The 18,099-nt window shown below is 53.8% G+C and carries 10 protein-coding genes; 7 read left to right on the top strand and 3 right to left on the bottom strand.

Going from position 1 to position 18,099, the window contains the following annotated elements:
• The 7 genes from ACHZB8_RS19980 to dctP all read left to right on the top strand — a co-directional run bounded on the left by ACHZB8_RS19980 (nt 1) and on the right by dctP (nt 14,718).
• Nucleotides 1–8,187 (top strand): hypothetical protein, encoded by an 8,187-nt coding sequence (locus ACHZB8_RS19980; RefSeq protein ID WP_316862908.1) that lies wholly within the window; start codon nt 1–3, stop codon nt 8,185–8,187.
• A complete protein-coding gene (locus tag ACHZB8_RS19975; RefSeq protein WP_316862907.1) occupies nt 8,184–9,194 on the top strand; it encodes a hypothetical protein in 1,011 nt (336 codons plus the stop codon). Before ACHZB8_RS19980 ends, ACHZB8_RS19975 begins: the two co-directional genes overlap by 4 nt.
• Complete coding sequence (locus ACHZB8_RS19970; RefSeq protein ID WP_316862906.1) at nt 9,194–11,128, top strand: M48 family metalloprotease; 1,935 nt, start codon at nt 9,194–9,196, stop codon at nt 11,126–11,128. The genes ACHZB8_RS19975 and ACHZB8_RS19970 overlap by 1 nt, the downstream gene beginning before the upstream one ends.
• The gene (locus ACHZB8_RS19965) at nt 11,125–11,487 is read left to right on the top strand and encodes a hypothetical protein (RefSeq protein ID WP_316862905.1); all 363 of its coding nucleotides are present in this window, start codon (nt 11,125–11,127) and stop codon (nt 11,485–11,487) included. The genes ACHZB8_RS19970 and ACHZB8_RS19965 overlap by 4 nt, the downstream gene beginning before the upstream one ends.
• Nucleotides 11,488–11,676: 189 nt before the next feature.
• Nucleotides 11,677–12,201 (top strand): TRAP transporter small permease subunit, encoded by a 525-nt coding sequence (locus ACHZB8_RS19960; protein ID WP_316862903.1) that lies wholly within the window; start codon nt 11,677–11,679, stop codon nt 12,199–12,201.
• A gap of 30 nt (nt 12,202–12,231) precedes the next feature.
• Nucleotides 12,232–13,521 carry a TRAP transporter large permease gene (locus ACHZB8_RS19955; RefSeq protein WP_316862902.1) on the top strand — a complete coding sequence of 430 codons (1,290 nt, stop codon included), beginning with the start codon at nt 12,232–12,234 and terminating at the stop codon, nt 13,519–13,521.
• Between the two features lie 144 nt (nt 13,522–13,665).
• On the top strand, nt 13,666–14,718 hold the full coding sequence (dctP, locus tag ACHZB8_RS19950) for a TRAP transporter substrate-binding protein DctP (RefSeq protein WP_316862900.1): 1,053 nt from the start codon (nt 13,666–13,668) through the stop codon (nt 14,716–14,718).
• 121 nt (nt 14,719–14,839) lie between these two features.
• On the opposite strand, the gene ACHZB8_RS19945 is transcribed toward dctP, so the two are convergent.
• From ACHZB8_RS19945 to ACHZB8_RS19935, 3 genes are all read right to left on the bottom strand, one after another.
• Nucleotides 14,840–16,081 carry a Gfo/Idh/MocA family oxidoreductase gene (locus ACHZB8_RS19945; protein WP_316862899.1) on the bottom strand — a complete coding sequence of 414 codons (1,242 nt, stop codon included), beginning with the start codon at nt 16,079–16,081 and terminating at the stop codon, nt 14,840–14,842.
• Nucleotides 16,082–16,143: 62 nt separating this feature from the next.
• Nucleotides 16,144–17,151, bottom strand: a complete 1,008-nt coding sequence (locus ACHZB8_RS19940; RefSeq protein ID WP_316862898.1) for a LacI family DNA-binding transcriptional regulator — start codon at nt 17,149–17,151, stop codon at nt 16,144–16,146.
• Between the two features lies 1 nt (nt 17,152).
• The gene (locus tag ACHZB8_RS19935) at nt 17,153–18,091 is read right to left on the bottom strand and encodes an ABC transporter permease (protein ID WP_394706238.1); all 939 of its coding nucleotides are present in this window, start codon (nt 18,089–18,091) and stop codon (nt 17,153–17,155) included.
• Nucleotides 18,092–18,099 lie beyond the last annotated feature (8 nt).

Raw genomic sequence — 18,099 nt, 5'->3', positions numbered from 1 at the left:
TTGTTCGCAATCTGGAGAGAGCGTGTTCTTGATCTGCTTGCAGCCAAACGCCGCGAGAGCGAAAAGGCCGTGTCCTTGCGTGGGCGGTTCGATTTGATCTTTGTCGGGCTTGGGGCTGCGCTGCTGCTGCTCTTGCTGGTTTTGGGCTATGGCATTGCGAGTGGCCAAGCGCGATTTGGCTGGTTCGATGCCGCGTCATTCAGGAGTGTCGCGGACGAGCGTCTTTCAGCCAATATCCGCTCGGAGGACGCCGAGAAATCAGGACCATTTGTTGCAACGGCATCGCTTTCCAAGACCAATCACCTTGCAGTTCTGCGCGAGCAAGGGCTTTTGCATACCCTGAATTTGACAACGGGGTTGTGGTCGGACAATGACGAACTGAAACAGATCGATGGAATTGGCAGTTCCTTTGTGGATCTGTCGACGGCCTGCTCGACACAAACCGGCACAGCGCTTGAGGATTGTGAGGATCCTGACGCTCTTTTTGCCTATAGCGCTGACAATGGTCTGGCCTTCCGTTTCAAGGACCGTTGGCAAACTCTGATACCCGATAGCCGCTTCAAGGGCCTGTCAGGAAATTGGGTCGAGCAGAACGAGATAACCCATGCAGCGGTGACGGGTGACGAGCGTTGGCTTTTGCTGACCACCAGGTCTGAAGGATTGGGACTTTTCAACCTGAAACAGCGAATCTGGGTGCCTTTGTCTGAAGAGCTACAGCAGGGAATATTCAAGCAGCCCGATGCACCCGGTGATGTGACGCTGGCGTCGATGGGGCAGGCCTTTCTCATCGGCACGCAAAAGGGACTTGTCGTTCTTGAGCTTGATGATGTTGGTGAAGTTGAAACGCTCGAGACAATTGAAGCCGCTCCGGGGCATATTCTCGATATCGCAGTGTCCGGCGATGAAGCTTTGCTTCTTGCCAGAAAAGACTGCGAAGACGCAGGGTGTCTGAAGCTTTACAGCTACGAGGCAGAAGGGGGTGTAACGGAGCTGTTTGGGGAGGCATCCCATTATCCCGATCTGTCTCAGGCGCGCCTCTCGCGTGCTTTTCTCTCACAAGACAAGCAAAGCATTTTCACACTCGGATCTGCCGGTGTCTATCGCTATGACAGGCAGACGCGAGGATGGACCCGCCTTTGGGATCAACCAACCAGCGTTTATCTTGAGGGTCCGGCAATTGACGGCATCTATTTCGCGTCTCCCGGTCAGGTGGGGCATGTTGATCCCTCCGGCACCATCAAACACTGGGCGATCGAGGGACAAGGGGTCGTGTCTCTGACGCTGGCTCAGGATGGCGCACTTGTGGTGCAAACCGCTGATAATCAAACCTGGCGGGTTGCGAATGGCAAGGCTACAAGGATTACCGATGGGGTTCCTGCCCGCGAAGCGCTGTCGCAGATGAAAAGAGCGGTCTCCGCTTTTGGTCAGGTTGTTCTGATCGGTGAGAAATACCTGGTTCTGCACGATCCAAAGGACCGCAGCTATCAGTCAATTGACAAGTTGTATTTGCCAGACGGGCTTCTGTTCGGCAAGGAAACACAGCTTGTTGGCGGGCCGGGCGTGCTTTGGGCGGTATCGGGCGATGAAATGGAAGCCTACCGCTTGGTGGGGAGCGGGGCTGCTTCAGAAATATCACGGGTCGCGCGCAGGCCCTTCCAAATGACACCCAGGGCCGTGCATGGCAACGGGGACGGGCTGCTCGTTGTTTCATCTGACGGTATTCCCTACCGGTTCGAGCTGGTTGAAAACTCGATTGAAGAGCGGTCCCTGATCGGGCGCGTGGGTAAAGAGACAGGTCCGATTGGTGACGTCTGGCTCGATGGGGACCTGACCTATCTTGCCCGGAGAGACAAGGTCAGCGTCTATTCGTCAGCCACGCGCGGCTATGTTGATACGGTTGCCATGCCGGTCGACGAAGCGATCAGGGAAATCACGACTGCGCAGTCCTCCCTCTATCTGCTGGGCGACAGGGGCGGCCTGGTCTCGGCGGATCAAAGACGCCGGATGACGGGAAGTGATGCGCCCTTCAGTTTTGCATCCAGTGAAATCACCGATGCCTTGGGCAACAGGGCAGAGTTGTTTCTTGCATCGAAAAAGGGAGTTGCGGTCTATTCCCCGCGGGCGCGTGGTCTGGTCCGTCACTATGCTTTTCAGGCAAGCAACACTGTACGCCTTTCGGGTTTGGCCGAATCTGTTCCCATTGCCTATGACGGTCAGAATGCCTGGCTTGGCGATCAGGCTCTTTCCGTTGATGGGGCGCAAGTGATTTCGGCCGGATTGGCAGGAGAGACGGTTGCCACCGTACAGACCGATAGCGACACGGTGTTTCTGGCACGTCATGAGGTCGTCAATGGCAAAGCGGCTCCTCCGGTCTGCTATTATCGCAATCCCGGCCCCGCTAATGACAGGATTACAGATGTTGCCTCCCTTGAGGGGAATCGGATTATCGCCCTTGTGGGAGGAATCTTGTGGCTTCGGGATCAACCGCATCGACGATTTGTCGGTTTCAGGATCGCAGAGACGGATTTGCCGACAAGTGCGAAGATCGCGATTTTGGGTCAATATCTTGTCGCCCACACGGAGCAGCAGGCATGGATTGTCCCTCTTGGCCGTTTCGTGCTGCCGGACAGTTGCTCAAGAGCGCTCACTGATCTCACGCAGTTTGTCACGGTGGTCAATGCGGCAGAACTTGCCGTTTCAACGGGCGGCCATGCGATTGGATTGCTGGGTGAAAACGGATCCTATGGCGTTTGGAAAAATGGTAAATTTGCCGAACAGTTTGCCGCTACCGATAGCCGGGCAACAAGCCCGAATCCGGTGGGTTTTCAATCCGCAGACACGCTCAAGAACGCACTTTATTTTGCCAATGGTGCCGAGATCTGGCGCTATCTGATACCGGGCAGAGAGTGGTCTCGGCTGTCGCTGGATGAGACGGGAGCCGAAGCGCGAGCCGTCGACGTCTGGGCCCATGATGACAAGCTTGTCGTAACGCTGGATGGCGAAAATGGAGAGGTTATCGGTGGTGTGGTCGATCCCGCCCTCTCGACAAAATCGCTCTCGCCCTTGCGTCAATGGTCCTTCCCGGATTTGCCATTTGAACCTCAGAGCCTTGCCGATGTTGCGCTTCTGGATGATGGCAGTTGGCTGTTTCTTGGGGATGACAATCTGGCGGTGGCGCGTCACCCCAACAGTGATGAGGCCTATTTCCCAAGGCCACTGTCCCTGCCACCGTCAAAACTTGGCCGAAAAGTCTTCAGGCAAAATGGTCAGACTCTTGTGGTCGAGGGGGATGAAGCACAACCCAGATCCATTCTGGTTCTCCCCAATATCAATGAGAGCAAGCGAGATTTCTCAAACGGGGAAACAGAAACGGATTTCTTCTATTTGCAACCTCGCGAGGGGGAAAGGCATGTGGTGCTTGATGGCTCACGGCTTCTCAAGCAAGGGGCAGATGGTGCGGTTGAGCTGTGTCGTGGGCATTCTGGCAAAAGTGATTACTCCGATTGCAGCCTTGTGGTCCCTGCCGGTTTGACGCTTGATCCCGGCGAGATCGTGGATGCCTATAAGCTCGATGAAACGCAGTGGCTTTTGCAGGAAAAGAGCGGGGCTCTCATCCTGATTGATCGTGTGGGACGTCAGAGACGAGATATCGAAGGGGTATTTGCGCGCATCGCAGCCGTTTATCGCGGCGCTTCCGGGCTTCTGATTGAGGATGTCGAGGGCGCACTTTTCTCTCTTGATCTGGCGAACGCTTCAATGGTCAGAGTGGTCAGCAATTTTCGCAGTTTCGTTTCCTTGGCCGATCTCGATGTCATTCAATATGACAAGGGTATTCTGCTGTTGGGTGACGATGCGATCACTGACTACAACCACTTGTTGGGCAAGATCGAGGGATATGCCGAAGACGGCAAGGTGCGAGATCTCGACGTCTGGGAGGATGGGCTTTCAGGGCAGGTCGAGATCGACGGTCACCTGCAACTGATTTTCTCCGATCAGCTTGGACGGTTGCGCGATGACGATATATTGTCTCTGCCGGGCGCTTCGGCTCTTCCGGGGCAATTTGATCAGGTCGTTCCGGTTTCAAAAGGGCGATGGCTTCTGGTTGCAGACGATGCCATTTTCGATGTGACAAGGGGATCGTGCCCCACGACTGCGCAGGAGACAGGCGGGGCTCAAGGGGCCGGTTCGTCCGATGCCTTTACGGATTGCGTTGTGATCAAGTCCCGCTACGGCTTCCCCAAGGCTCTGACTGGAACAAAACCCTATCTTCAGTCCTTTGCCGAAAACGGGTTTGTTCTGGATGGTCGTCTCTGGAAACCGGGTAATTGCAGCAAGATCGCGCTTGAGGGCGATGGGCTCGGGCGAGAAGAAACGCGCATGTTGAAACGATGTCTGCTGCGCAAGACTGATGACCTGGTATCTCCTTCCCATTTGGCGGAGAAGCGGATTTTCTCGCGGCAAAATGATCTGTTTGCGGCGATAGATCAGGAAAGCCATGTGCTGGACAAGACCCGCCTTGAGGATGACATGGGGGGGATACGCCTGGCGATTGGCGAGTTTGAAATCACCCGTTTCAACGGAAGTGTTTCCTTTGAGCAAGCGCCTGCGGCCAAGACCGCATCCTATCGATGGCAGAGGGACGGTCGGGCTTTTGTTTTTACAGACCTTGCCGGAGCTTCCTTTGTTGTACCGCCCGAGGAGGCAATGCCTCAGGGGCGATTTGCCTTTGCCTGGCCGGGGCGCGCCGTGATGCTCGACGCTGATCGCTATATGGTCGTCAACCGCTTCGGTAAGTGGATTTACAAAAAGGGTTTGGTTGAATATCTCAGATGGCACCCTCTGCCCCTGCTCAACGAGACTGTCGGGGCTGGTCGCGGCAGGGTCTTCTTTGCAGATAATCGCTCGATTGGTGAAACAGATGCCGGGCTTGTCAAGAGCCAGCCAGTTCACTCGATGTCCAGCGGTGCCCTGCGCATCGAGGCGGATGTCATTGGCAAAAAGGTTGCCGCAATCTGGTCGGATGGCGAGCAGGATTATCAGGCTTTCTCCCGGCGCGGTTTCTATTTTGACGAGCGGCTCGATTTTGCGTTTGCCGATGGCAAGGGCTGGTTCCTGACGCCTGTCGGTCTGGTCGGGGCGGATAGCCTTTCTGACAACGCTCCGCTGCCGGATGCCCGTATTGTCGGAGCGACGAGTTTCAAGGACCAGATCTATGTTGTCGATCGCAACGGAAATTGGCTTGCAACCGAAATGTCCGACTGGAAAAAGACCGCCTCGCCTTATGAAAACCGGTTCATCGCGGAAGATGAGGGCCTGGTCTGGCAATATCAGAAAGGGCGTTTGCTGACCCGCTCGTCCCAGCGCAACATGAGCGATGAGCGGCGCCTCGGGCTGCGATTTGAAAGCGATATCCTGTTTAATGCGGCCTATTCGGATGCCGGTCTTCTCATTCAGCTCGGCGATGGCTTGCGGCTGTTCCCGGACTTCGATGCATTGAAAACGGCACGTCCGGCGACGATCAGCCTGCCGTCCAATCTTTTGCTAGATGTGCGGCCAATGCAGGATGGCGGGCGGGAGATTGTCGCGCTTGATGAGCGGGGCCGACTTGCAAGGCGTTGGGATGGTCGTGCTTTTGTGTCCATTCCCAATGCGCAAAATCCTGATCGATATCGCGTGGCGGTAAAACTGGACTGGTTGAGAGTTGTCTTTGATGCCGGTCGCCCGTCGATCGATTTGCTTTCGACAAGCCCTTCGGGAACAGCTGATTGGGTGCCGATTGGCTGGAGGGCCGGCCAAACAATGCCTTTTGATCGGTTCACGGCCATTCATGGCGTGGGCAACAAGCTGCTTGCCGGGACTTCGGTCGGCTTGCAGCTGCTTGAGGTTTCCGAGGGCCATATCACCAACCAGACATTTGTCCTGCTCCGGGATCGGGCAATTGGAAGGGATGCTTTGGAAGAGGTTTCCGACGCGTTTGACGACGTGCTGCATATTGGCCAGTTCATGGGCCATGATGCAGGTGCCTATATTCTGGGAAGAGGGGGGTGTCTGCGCTGGCGAGATGGGGCGTTATCGGCTTGTTCCGGCCAAGAGGCCTTCGACCGCGAAAGTCTGGGGCGCAACAGCTTCTGGGAATGGATGCGGCAGAACGGAGAGATTACTCTCACCTATCTGGATGCTGACAATCATCCTCTGGGTCTGAAAATGGCTGCGCCTGTCAATGGGCGGTTTCCTCATGATATGCTTGAGGATGTTCAGATTTGCGACGGTATGCTTGCTCAGAGCTGGGGCGGGAATCTGACGATCCTCTCCGATGGTGTGGATCTGAGAAAAGGGACCAGTTTTGCCGTGGAGGACGGGGAGTCCCTTTCGCTGGTTTGCCAAACCCGTGACATTGATGGTTCGCGATCTGATCCCGATGGCCTTGCCAAGGGGCTTTATGTCAAAGGCAAAGGCTTGTGGCGCTGGACCGGTGAAAAACTGGTGCGGGCTGAAGAGAGCAGGCCTTCGCTTACCATGAGAGAGGGTGGCAAAACAGCATATGAATCCAAACGGCTGCGTATTCGGAATGAGCCGGGCTTGGTGCGATTTGAATATCGCCGCAACGACAGCTGGGAGGCGCTCAAGGCAAACGGAGGACGTTTAGACATTGACCAGTTGGAAGGTTTGGTTTCATCGGACGGGCATGTTTGGGCTTATACTCAAGAGGGGTTCGTTACGATCAACAGCTTGACGGGGGGGCTTGACCCGGACAATTTCGCGCTTGTCGCGCTTGATGGCGATGATGATGCGGCCTGTTCTTATGATGTGGCAGAGACCGCAGATGATCGCCTTTCTCATTTGCCCTCGGATGAGGAGAAGCCCTCCACCTATCTGCGCTGTCGGGATGGACGCGTTTTTCGGGGACGGCTCGTTGCTCAAGATCAAGGGCAAGCTCCTGCAATGTCGAGTGAGGCTGAAGATCCGTTCCTGTCACGCAATATCTTTGCAGATGATACCATTGCCATTCGGCGCATCGGTCGGTCAACCGGGCGTGAGGGGAGCTTGCAGTTTACCTGGCGAGGAGAGGAAAATGGCCTTTCTGGCGGACGATTTGCTCTTGATGACATTTCACAGATCGCGCTTATCGCTCCGGACAAGGTCGAATTGACGACAGGTCTTGGTTGGGTTCGCCAGTCAATGGGAATCTGGAATGAGGCTGGTGCGGAGCGTCCGGTCAACAGGGGCGAGTTGGCTGCGAAAACAAAATCCATTTCGCTGGACATGGATGTTGATCGCATATTGCATCGTGAACGTCCCCACTCCACATCATTGTGTCTGCTTGATGATGCTGGCTCCTACCATCGATGGTGGGCAAACGGGCGTGTCGAGCAGGTCTTGTCTTGTGACGGCATTGAAGCATTTGATGGCATTTTTGCTTACCGCGCCAGTGACAAAGGGACAAATGGCTTGAGGATTACCTCTGCCAGTCTTAATGGCAGTATCCTGGGCCGGCGGCTGGAAAGGGGGCGCTTCAGCGATCTCACAATTTCAGGCCATGCCATTCTTGCGCGTCTGGATGGCAAGCCCGTTGTTGCCTTCATTTCCGAGAAACGCGTTAGCCTGTTTGATCCGGTTGACTTGCGTGAGGTGGGTGGCTGGAGCTGGACCCAGCAGCCGGACTTCCTGTTTGTAACGCAAGGTGGTGAGATTGGTGTTTTTGCCAAGAAGGTTGGTGGAAGTCTCAAGGCTCGGGAACCACTTGTCTGCACAGGCCTTGATGGAGTCATTTCTTCGCTGGAGCAAAAGGGATCGGCGTCCAGTATTCGGGGGGTGGAATGGACCGGCACCCATGCTTATGCTCATCTGGAGACAGCTCAGCAGGGTCTGACGCAAGTTGCTCTTGACTGTGATGGGAAAAAGCCAAGCATCGCAGGGGATTGGTCCAATCTTGACCGTCATACCCGTTATCTCAGCCATTTCGAGATGTGGGGTCGGCCCTCGCCCTTGCTACGGCTCTGGATCGAGGAAAACGGGGATGTGATGGTCTCGATGGATGGCAGGCAAAAACGGCTCTCCACCCTTGTGGGCAAACCGCATTTTGCGCGGCTGGTCGGTGACCGCTTCATCCTCGTCAATTCGAATGAAATATTCGAAGCGGAACTCGCGCCCCTGCTTTCAGATGTGATGGAGAGCGTGAGACAATGATGACAGAGGCACCTCCCCTGACCCTGACCCTCAAGGACGTGACTTACCTGTTTGATGAGGAAAGCCTCGTTGTTAAAGAGAGCGGGGTTGAAGACAGACTTTCACGCCTGTCTGGTCTCGTAGGATCGAATGTCGGTCTTGCCCGGAGATCCCAATGGCTCTGGCAATGGGCGAAGTGGCTTGACAGGGATCTTGAGCCGCTCTTCGGCATTGATGCGGACGTGCGGGCAGATGACATCCTGCGTTCCCTGTTTGAGTATCCTGCAAGCGAACACGGGGTTTCTGGCCGGTGGATCAATATCGATACACTCCCCAAATTGCCCAGGCTTTACGAGTTGTTGTCTCGTGTGGACTGGTTGCCTGAAAAACTTCATTTTTTGCAAGGCAGGGCGGTTCATGCCCATCGGCAGGAAATGGCCCGATGGCTTGATACGGAATTCAGGCGATGGGAAGACCTTCGCGAACAGGCTGCGATCTCCCATGCAACCGAAGGTCCCTACGAGGCATATCTTGGTCATTTGCGCAGACAGTTTGAAGCGGGAGCCTTCACCGTGGAAGTGCAGACGGCCCTGCGTGCCGTATCCCAGTCGATTTTCAAGGCTATCGAAATCGCTGAAATCAAGGCTCCCGATCAGGAAAAGCTTATCATAATGCTCAGGATCGAGGACAAGGATGAATGTCTTGGTGCAGCACGGCACAAACCGAACGATAACTGCGACAGACTGATGGTGGAGACGGGCACGGGCGTCGCGCATCAGCGGGTCAAGGAAATAGCCTATCGTGTGGCGATCATGCTAAGCGAGTTGTTACAAAGCATGCATTGTCGAAGAAACCAGATCGCTCTTGCTTTCATCCTGTCGCAATATGGCAGCAGTAAACCTGTTTTTGCATTGACCTTCAAAGCACCGACATTGCTGACCTATCGGGCTGTGATTCTGGAGCATCTCGAAAAGCATGACATTCCGAATTTGCCTGTTGCCAATAATCTTCACTTAGCGGAAATCTGATGGCTTCCAATCCAAAAGGCGATCCTACATATCTCTTTTCTGAAGTTCGGGCCTTTGTGTTGGCTGGAGGCGGGGTCTGGTCCGTCATCGCTTTTTGGTTGCTGGGCGTGGTGTCATTTGCCTTTTTGTCCCTCTCAATTCTGTTTGGTATGGACACCATCATCGGGTTTTCTCCGTTTCTCCCCCAGTTCAATCTTCTGATCAATAGCGATCCGCATGGTCTTGTGGCGTGGCTTGACACAGCGATGGTGACATTTGAAGCGGCGAGGGGGCACACGAGTCTCGATCCGGTCTCCTGGTTAATCCTTGCCCTCGTTTGCGCGATCCTGTTTTTCGCTCATATGTCGCGCTTTGCCAAGCCACATGGAGAGAGCTTGCTGGATAGTCCAGAGGCCCGCCCCGTTGCACGGACGCTGCTCGATCAGTTCGGCTATTTCAGGGACATTCAGTTTCCTTTCGCCGCGAATGGAATTCCGGTAACCGATTTCTTTGCGTATCGAAATGTGTTCTTTGCGCCAAAGGGGCAGGTTTCGCGGATCTTGAAGGGAAAGCCCTCGGACAATCAGCAAAAAGTGGTCACATTTTTCATGGCCCATGAATATGCCCATGCGGTGACGCGAGACAATCTGGCCAATTCGGTTTTTCTTGTCGTTGTTTCCCTGTTGGTTTTCATGTTTCTGTTTTTGTTCGGGCCAATTATGGTCTATGGGGCGGCCATCATGGGGAATACGCCACTGGGCCCTCTGGTCGGTATTCCTATAACGCTTGTTCTGTTTGTGCTTTTTTGCGCCGGAGTGGTTTCCTCCTTTTATGGCATGGCGATTTCCTACATCAAGGCGCGTGAGTTTTTCGCGGATCAGGCAGCCTTTCGCTTCGTTGATGTTGGGATGATGCCCTATGGTGATCTGGAGGATCGGCCAAGGCCAAGCGCTTTCAGTGCTCTCAGCTCAAGCATTTCTCCTTATGAGCGCGCTCTGCATCACAAGGGCGTCAGTCTGCATGCGCGCAATCTTCTGGTGTTTTTCTGGGGCTTCTGTTTTGGCATTCGCTCCTTGTATATTCTTGTTGCTCCGAAAGAATTGTGCTGGACGGTGCTGGGGTTCGATCTCTTGGCGCTTGTTGCTTTCGCAGGCCTGTTCGTCACTTTGCCAAAACGGCCCGATGCCGGGGTAGGCAAACCAAGTCTGCCGTGGCTCCTAACGTTTCTGGCGATTTTTGCGATCGAGATGGCAGGCCCGGGGCAGGCTGGCGCGGTCAAGATGCTCAACAGTGGATTCTTCTCCAATGGCAATGCCCAGTTGATGGGCATTCCGGGGCTGAGTTTGTTCGTAATCTTTTTCTTTGGCTGCCTGTTTTTCGGTTTCAAGAAACTGGCAGCTCTGGGGCATTCATCAGAGAACAGGCTGAAAGGCTCGCTGTTGAGGCGTTTTCTGCTTTTTTCAGTTCAGAGTGTTAGCGCCGCTTTGGGCTTTTTCGTGTTTTGTGTTGTCGGACTGATCTTCTGCCTGGCTCCATTGGGATTTTTCCTGCATGCACGATTTTTCGATGCCGGTCTTTTGTTGACACTCGGTGCGTTGGGGTTGCTGATTGTCGGGCTGGTATTGCTGTTTCATCAATATCGTCTGTTTTTTGTCTCCAAATTGCGCTTGTTTGTCGCGGTGGTGTTGGCTGAAACGGTGATAGTCTTCGCCCTTGTGAATGTAGCCTATATTGTGGATCTCGATGTTTTGGTCGGTGCACGACAAGGGGAGGTTCGACCTCAAGGAGATCTTCATTGGCTTGTCCATTTGTTCTCGAAAGCCGATTGGTCTCCAGCCTTGTATTTTGCTGCCATTTCAACCATCTTCTATTTGGCGTTGCGAGTTGTCGGGTTTGTGGCTCGGGTTGAACTCACACGAATTGAGAAGACAATGACATGGGGAAGTAACCGATGATCATCAATGAAGCACAACTGAGATCGCAATTGACCAAGGCCATGGCCGAAGCCGTTGATGAGCGTGAAACCTATGACGCCTATTTTGGCGAAGCAAAGCCCGGTGTGGATTATGGTGTTGCAAGGGCTGACGGCGTCATGCCCCTTGATATGCAGTTTATGTGGGAATATGCAGGCTATGTGGTTGATTACATAAGCAATCACGGTGTCGATGCGTTGGATATTGCCGAACGGGCGGGCAATCTCTTTTTGGCTTACGAGGCGTTTAAAGGTCTCAAAAGCGATTTTGCGGATGATGAAAAACAGAAACTTCATAATGCTGTCATCGAAACGCTGCATGAGCTTTCCGACCTAAAGTAGTCATATGGATTTCACGCAAACTTGTATAAAACGGCATATGAAATGTCGGTTTTCATTCCGAGATCCGTTCATCAGATTGGCCCATTCCGGATCTTTTGCCATCTATAGACGATAATTGCCTTCAATGGGATTTTGCCGAATAGGACATGATCCTGGCCGGGCAATGAATCATCTCAAGGGACAGGCTTCATGTTGGAATATATTGAAAAAGCACTGAGTGCGATCAATTCGCCCTTGGCCAGAATTGGTAGCTGGATTGGTGGCGGCATGCTGGTCATCATGACGCTTATTGTTCTTTTGCAAGTGGTGTTTCGATATGTTCTGGGGATGCCTCTGGGCTGGACCGATGAAATGTCGCGTTTCCTGATGATCTATATGGCCTATTTGTGCCTGCCGCTGATCTATCTGCAAGACAAGAATATTGCCATGACCTTTCTGCTGGAGGCCTTGCAGGAAAAACGGGTGCGACATCTTCTGATGATTGTTATCCATTGTCTGGCGATTGTTGCCTTTCTGATCTGGATCAGGTTCGGTTACGAGTTTTTCCTGCGCGGGAATAGTCGAGCCGACAGTTTACCGATCACTATGCGCGTTATCTATGCTGCCCCCCCGCTGATGATGACGATTACCATTCTCAGCGCCATGCAAAAAATTGTCATGGAACTTCGCCTTTTGCTTGGGCAGGGTGTGAGAGAACATTCTGTTGAAATTTAAGGCTTCACTCGTCCGGTAAGGAAATCTGAAATGGTCTCGCCAATTTTCGCCGTTTATTTTCTGGTCCTGCTTCTGATTGGCGTGCCGGTTCTGTTTGCCTTGGGGCTGGCACCTGCCATCGCCCTGTTCCAGGCTGACAAGCTGTTGTTTCTCAATGTGCTCTATCAACGTCTCTATACGGGGATGGACAATTTCCTGCTGCTTGCCTTGCCTTTTTTCATGCTGGCCGGGGAGTTCATGGTCAATGGCGGCATAACCACGCGGATCATCACCTTTTCGCAGACCATGGTGCGGCATTTTCGCGGCGGATTGGGCCATGTGGTCATTCTCTCGGCCACCATGTTTGGCGCGTTGACCGGGTCGTCTGTGGCCGCGACCTCCGCTATTGGCAAGATGATGATTCCGGAGATGGAGCGCTATCAATATGACCGCACCTATGCCGCAGCGATTACGGCTGCTGCGACCGTGCTGGGGACAATTATTCCGCCAAGCGGGATCATGCTGATCTATGCCTTCGTGATGAATACATCTGTGGCGGCGATGTTCATGTCCGGGATTGTGCCGGGGCTTTTGCTGTGTGGGGCCCTGATGCTGGTCAACCGGTGGCAGATCAAGAAATATCCGCAAGTTCAGCAGTTCGACCGAGCAGGGCCGGGCGAGCGGACGGCCGCTTTCAAGGCGGCGACCCTGCCGTTATTGACCCCCGTGATCATTCTGGGTGGCATTTATGGCGGGGTGTTTACGCCGACCGAGGCGGCCGCTGTTGCTGTTCTTTATGCGCTCGTGTTGTCGGTTTTCATCATGCGGATTCTGAAGCTGCGCGATGTTTTTCCCATGTTCGTGCGCATTGCCATCAATGCGGGGGCCATTCTGATCATTGTTGCTGCGGCCAGCGGATTTGCATCGGCTGTTTCGCTTTCCGGAATTGCCAAGGATATAACGGCCTTTTTCTATTCCCTGACGAGCAATCCGTATCTGCTGTTCTTCATCATGAATATCTTCCTGTTCATCGTCGGGATGTTCCTGGATGCGGGACCGGCCATTCTGATCTTTGCCCCTATTCTGGCACCAATCATGACCAATGTCGGGATCGATCCGGTGCATTTCGGGGTGGTGATGGTGGTCAATCTGTCGGTCGGGCTTGCAACGCCGCCGATGGGGCTGGTCCTGTTTGTGGCGTCAGCGGTTTCCGGAGTGCCCTTGCAGAAGATATCCCGTGTGATCATCCCGTTTCTCATTGCTGAGGCGCTTGTCATCTTCTTGATTTCCTTTTTTCCTCCACTTGTCATAGGACTTCCGAAATTGTTGGGCATGATGTGAGGGGTGTTTTGGGGGCTGTATGGGGGGCGAGCCGGGGAGGTCTTCCTGTTGTGCCATGGCCTTGAGGACTATGGAGTATTTCAAGTGGGCCTCAACCCTCTTGGGCTTTTACGTTAATTGGCTAACTTACTCGTGGAGGTAAAAATGAGATTTTTAAAAATTGGTCTGTCGCTTCTGACTGCTGGTTTCGTGACCGCTGGTGTGGAGGCTGCGGAATTCGAGCTGACTGTTCCGCATGTGACCAATATTGAAAGCTATAATCATCAGTCACTTCTCGTCTTCAAAAATTTCGTTGAAAATCACTCCAACGGTGCGATCACAGTCAATATCTATCCAAGTGGCCAGTTGTGCAGCACGGCGCGTGAATGTCTGGCGGGTGTGCAGTCGGGAGCATTTGACTATTTCCAGACGACTATTCCGGAGCTGGCCAATTACTGGGCTCCGGTTGGCGCGTTCGATCTTCCATATATGTTGCGGGATGATCGGGTGGCCGAGTGCGTTTATGACAATGAGGATTTTCTTGTCGATATTCGCAAGAATGTGCTTGAGCAGACCGGTAATCTGCGCCTGATGATGGTGTCGAACTCTGGTGGCTGGCGGAATTTCGCAACTACCAAAAAGCAGATCAAGACACCCGAAGATATCAAGGGCTTGAAAATCCGTACCGTTCCAGCACCGATCCAGCAGGAACTGGTCAAGGCTCTTGGTGGTGCTCCGACCCCGATTGCATGGCCTGAGGTCTATACGGCCCTGTCCACCGGTCTGGTGGATGGCACGAAAAACGGTATCGTCGATATCACCATGATGAAATTCGAGGAAAGCCTCAACTATATCGTGCTTGATGGTCATGCCTATATGGGCGGTGTCTGGATCATGAATAATGATCGCTTCAAGTCCTTCCCAGATGAACTGAAACGGGTTGTCATTGATGGCATCAAGGCGCAGAACCAGTTCCTGCGGGTCTATCCGAAATGGAAAGAGTTCGACGCCTATGAGACCTTCCGCAAGGCAGGTGGTACCGTTTACACACCAAGTGCGGAAGAGAAAAAGGCCTTTCAGGATGCAACGGCTCCCGTGCGCGACTATTTCATCAAGGAAGCCGGTGAAGACGGACAGGCGTGGCTTGATCGCTTTTCATCTGAAATCAAGGCTTGCGAAGGGGCGATCGACGCGGAATTCGCCAAAGCTTCGGAATAGGCTTTGACAATGAGCGAATGCGGAAAAGGGGACGACATGGTCGTCCCCTTTTTGCTTGTCTTTTGTCTGGCCCTTCAAGGCTTGTTGGCCAACAGATGCTGGCAAGTGGCAATCTTGTCGTTCAGGCTCCGGTCCTTGCCACTACGGGGACGTAATTCTCCAGTTCATCGGTCGGGAAGGAAACTGTTTTTCCCGTTTCTGCGGAATAGTAGAGCCCCATCAGCATCTGCACCACGGCAAAGCCATCCTCGAAGGTTTCCGTCGGGCTCTCTCCCTTGCGGAAGGCTTCGACCATGTGGCGGTTTTCATCGGTATAGCCATAGATACCGGCCTCGTCTTCCAGGACCGGCATCAATCCTTGTTCCGCATTCTGCTTTTCGACGAGATCCTCTCCTTCCTCACCCTGAATGTCGCGTGACATGAAGATCTTGAGGCCAGTTGCAAGGGAGTTGAATTCCATCGAATATTCCGGCCCCAGCAATTCGAGCTGGATGCGCAATCCTGCCCCGATATAAGCCCATGATGTGGTTGCCTCGATCATCAGATCATTGCCATCTTCATCTTGCAATGTAATGGTCGCTCTGGCGAAGTCTTCCGAAGGGCGATTGACATAGTCCACATCGCTGCCATAGCGCTCTCTGAGCTGATCGGCATAGCGGGTGCGGGTCCATTTCAGATTGGCGACCGTGCCATTGACCGATTTGACCGATAGGGAACTGCGTGGCTTTTTCGGGTCTGTCAGAAGGTGACGGGCCACTTCGACGCTATGGCACATCATGTCACTCAGAACGCCGCCACCCTGCTTGTCGCCCTGCCAGAACCAGGCCGAGTGGGGTCCGGAATGCTCTTCAGCTGCGCGGGCCAGATAGGGCCGACCGGCACTTGCCGCAGCTCTGCGCCAGATGATTTCCTTGCCGCGGATGACAGGCGTTGCGTAGACCTGATTCTCCAGATAGCCATGATTGAGACCGGCATCCTTTGCCAGCCTTAGCATTTCCCTTGCTTCAGATATAGTTCGTGCTAGCGGCTTTTCGCATGCGACAGCAAAGACCTTGCTGCGCTTTTCCATAACCGCAGCATGGATCTGGCGCATGATGTCGAGGCGGGTGAAGTTTGGCGACAGAATCCATACCGCATCAATCTCTTCGCTTTCGAGCATGGCATCAAGGGTCGGGAATGCGGTGCAAGGTCCCAGTCCCAGTTGCGCAGCAACATCGACGATATTTGCGCTTTGTTCGTCACTGCGGCTGTGGACGCCGGTTACGCGCACATTTCGCACGCCAATCATGGATCTGAGATGGAACTCGGCGATAAAGCCTGCGCCGATCAGACCAATATTCAAGACCTCTTTAGGTAACGTCATTCTTTCCTCCCTATTCAAGGATGACCTGATTTTCCCGAAATGTCGCCAGCTCAGGCCAAACCCTATACCGGCGGAGCGGTTGTCTCCCGTATGATGATTTCTGTTGGTATGGTGATCGTTTCGATTTTTGGGTTTTCGCCTGTCAGATGTGCGAGCAAGCGATTCATGGCGCATCTGCCGATTTCCATACAGGGCTGATGTATGGTGGTAAGTGCAGGTACGAAGCCGTCCGCCAGATAGATATCGTCAAAGCCCACTATGGAGAGATCACGAGGAATGGACAGTCCCATAGTCTTGGCTGCGCGAATGGCTCCGAAGGCCATTTCATCGTTGGCCGCGTAAATTGCTGTTGGTCGATCATCCAACTGGAGCAACTTGCGGCAGGCCTCCTCTCCGCTTTGATAGGAGAAAGCCCCGCGCTGAATATAGTCTTGGGGGATGGGAAGCCCGAATTTTGCCATTGCATTTTCAAAGCCGGCGCGTCGCCGGATGCTCATGCCCTCGGGGACAGGCCCCGAGATATGGGCGATCTTTTTGTGGCCCAGGCCGACCAGATGCTCAATGACCTTGTGTGAGGCCGCTTCATTGTCGATGATGACATGAGTGAAGTCGGCACCGTCGATCATTTCCAGTGCGATCAGCACTTTCTGGGCTGTGTCTTCGGGGATCTGACATTGGTGTGGCATTTTGCCCGTCATCAGGATCATGCCATCTGCATGGCCATGGCTGACCATGTCGAAATAATCGGCTTCCTTCTTGGGATCGTCTTCGGTGTTGGCCATGAGAATCGAATAGCCAGCATCTCGAGCGGCATTCTCAGCGCCCTTGAAAATGTTGAGATAGAAGGGGTTGCCGATGTCTCTGACAACGATCAGGACCGACATGGTCTTTTGTGTTCTGAGATTGCGGGCACTGATGTTTGGGTAATAGCCCATCAACCGAGCAATATCGCGGATTTGGCTCAGTGTCGGCTCTGCAACCAGCCCCGAGCCGCTCAGGGCACGTGAAACGGTTGTCGGCGAAACACCGGCTTTGACTGCGATATCTTTTATTCTCGGTTTATGATTCACGTTACCCTCTCAGTGCCTTGCTGCGGCCGTAGAAGAGCAGCAACACGAGCAGGGTGATGCCGTAGATGATCTGGCGTCCGGCTTCTCCGATACTCAATGTCGTCAAAATGCTCTGCATGAGCACCAGTAGAAATGCTCCGGCCATGGTTCCTGTATAGCCACCCTTGCCGCCAGAGAGCGGGGTGCCGCCCAACACAACGGCAATGATCGAAGAGAGCATGTAGCTGTCTCCGACATTTGCAAATGAGGTTCCCGCATAGCCCAGAATGCACAGGCCTGCCAGAGCCGAGAACATGCTGGAGAGGACAAATAGCATAATGCGCACCGTTTTCACCGGAGTCCCTGCCATGAAGGCAGCATTCTCGTTGGATCCGATGGCATAGATTCGATAGCCAAGCGTTGTGCGTCTGAGTAGAAATGCCATCAGCAGTCCGACGCCGATCCAAAGCCATATGACGCCGGGTAGGCCGAGCAAAAACGGTTTTGAGACGAAATTGGCAAGTGCGGGAGCGGCAAGACCGGAGGGGATGCCCTGTCGGATGACGACCAGCAGGCCTTGCAGTACGCCGAGCATGCCAAGGGTCATGACAAGGGGCGGGATACCGAATATCGTTATGCCGACCCCGTTGAACAGGCCAACAAGTCCGCCTGCTGCAAGGCAAACCGCGATTGCTGCGATGATATTGGCATTGTTGCCGTCCATGACATTGCCAGCCAGAATGGCGGCAAGGGAAACGACACCGCCAACGGAGAGGTCGATACCTTCCCGACCGCCCAGAATGACCAGATTTTGCCCCGCAGCGACGACGCCCAGAAGGGCGGCAACGATTAGCAGCCGCAAGATCTGTTGCATGGAGGCAAAGCCGGGTGAAAGGGCCTCACCTGCGCCCAACAGCAATATGATGAGAATGAGCGCAACCAGTAGCGGTTTCCTGATCATTTCAGCGA

It is taken from the genome of uncultured Cohaesibacter sp. (assembly GCF_963556055.3).
Lineage (GTDB): Bacteria > Pseudomonadota > Alphaproteobacteria > Rhizobiales > Cohaesibacteraceae > Cohaesibacter.
The sequence above is the reverse complement of the archived record's forward strand: the minus strand, read 5'-3'. Positions and strand labels throughout refer to the sequence as shown.

Bases quoted from the DNA above. Each gene is read 5' to 3' on its own strand.
- ACHZB8_RS19975 (WP_316862907.1), top strand. From the start codon at position 8,184: ATGATGACAGAGGCACCTCCCCTGACCCTGACCCTCAAGGACGTGACT.
- ACHZB8_RS19970 (WP_316862906.1), top strand. From the start codon at position 9,194: ATGGCTTCCAATCCAAAAGGCGATCCTACATATCTCTTTTCTGAAGTT.
- ACHZB8_RS19965 (WP_316862905.1), top strand. From the start codon at position 11,125: ATGATCATCAATGAAGCACAACTGAGATCGCAATTGACCAAGGCCATG.
- ACHZB8_RS19960 (WP_316862903.1), top strand. From the start codon at position 11,677: ATGTTGGAATATATTGAAAAAGCACTGAGTGCGATCAATTCGCCCTTG.
- ACHZB8_RS19955 (WP_316862902.1), top strand. From the start codon at position 12,232: ATGGTCTCGCCAATTTTCGCCGTTTATTTTCTGGTCCTGCTTCTGATT.
- dctP (WP_316862900.1), top strand. From the start codon at position 13,666: ATGAGATTTTTAAAAATTGGTCTGTCGCTTCTGACTGCTGGTTTCGTG.
- ACHZB8_RS19945 (WP_316862899.1), bottom strand. From the start codon at position 16,081: ATGACGTTACCTAAAGAGGTCTTGAATATTGGTCTGATCGGCGCAGGC.
- ACHZB8_RS19935 (WP_394706238.1), bottom strand. From the start codon at position 18,091: ATGATCAGGAAACCGCTACTGGTTGCGCTCATTCTCATCATATTGCTG.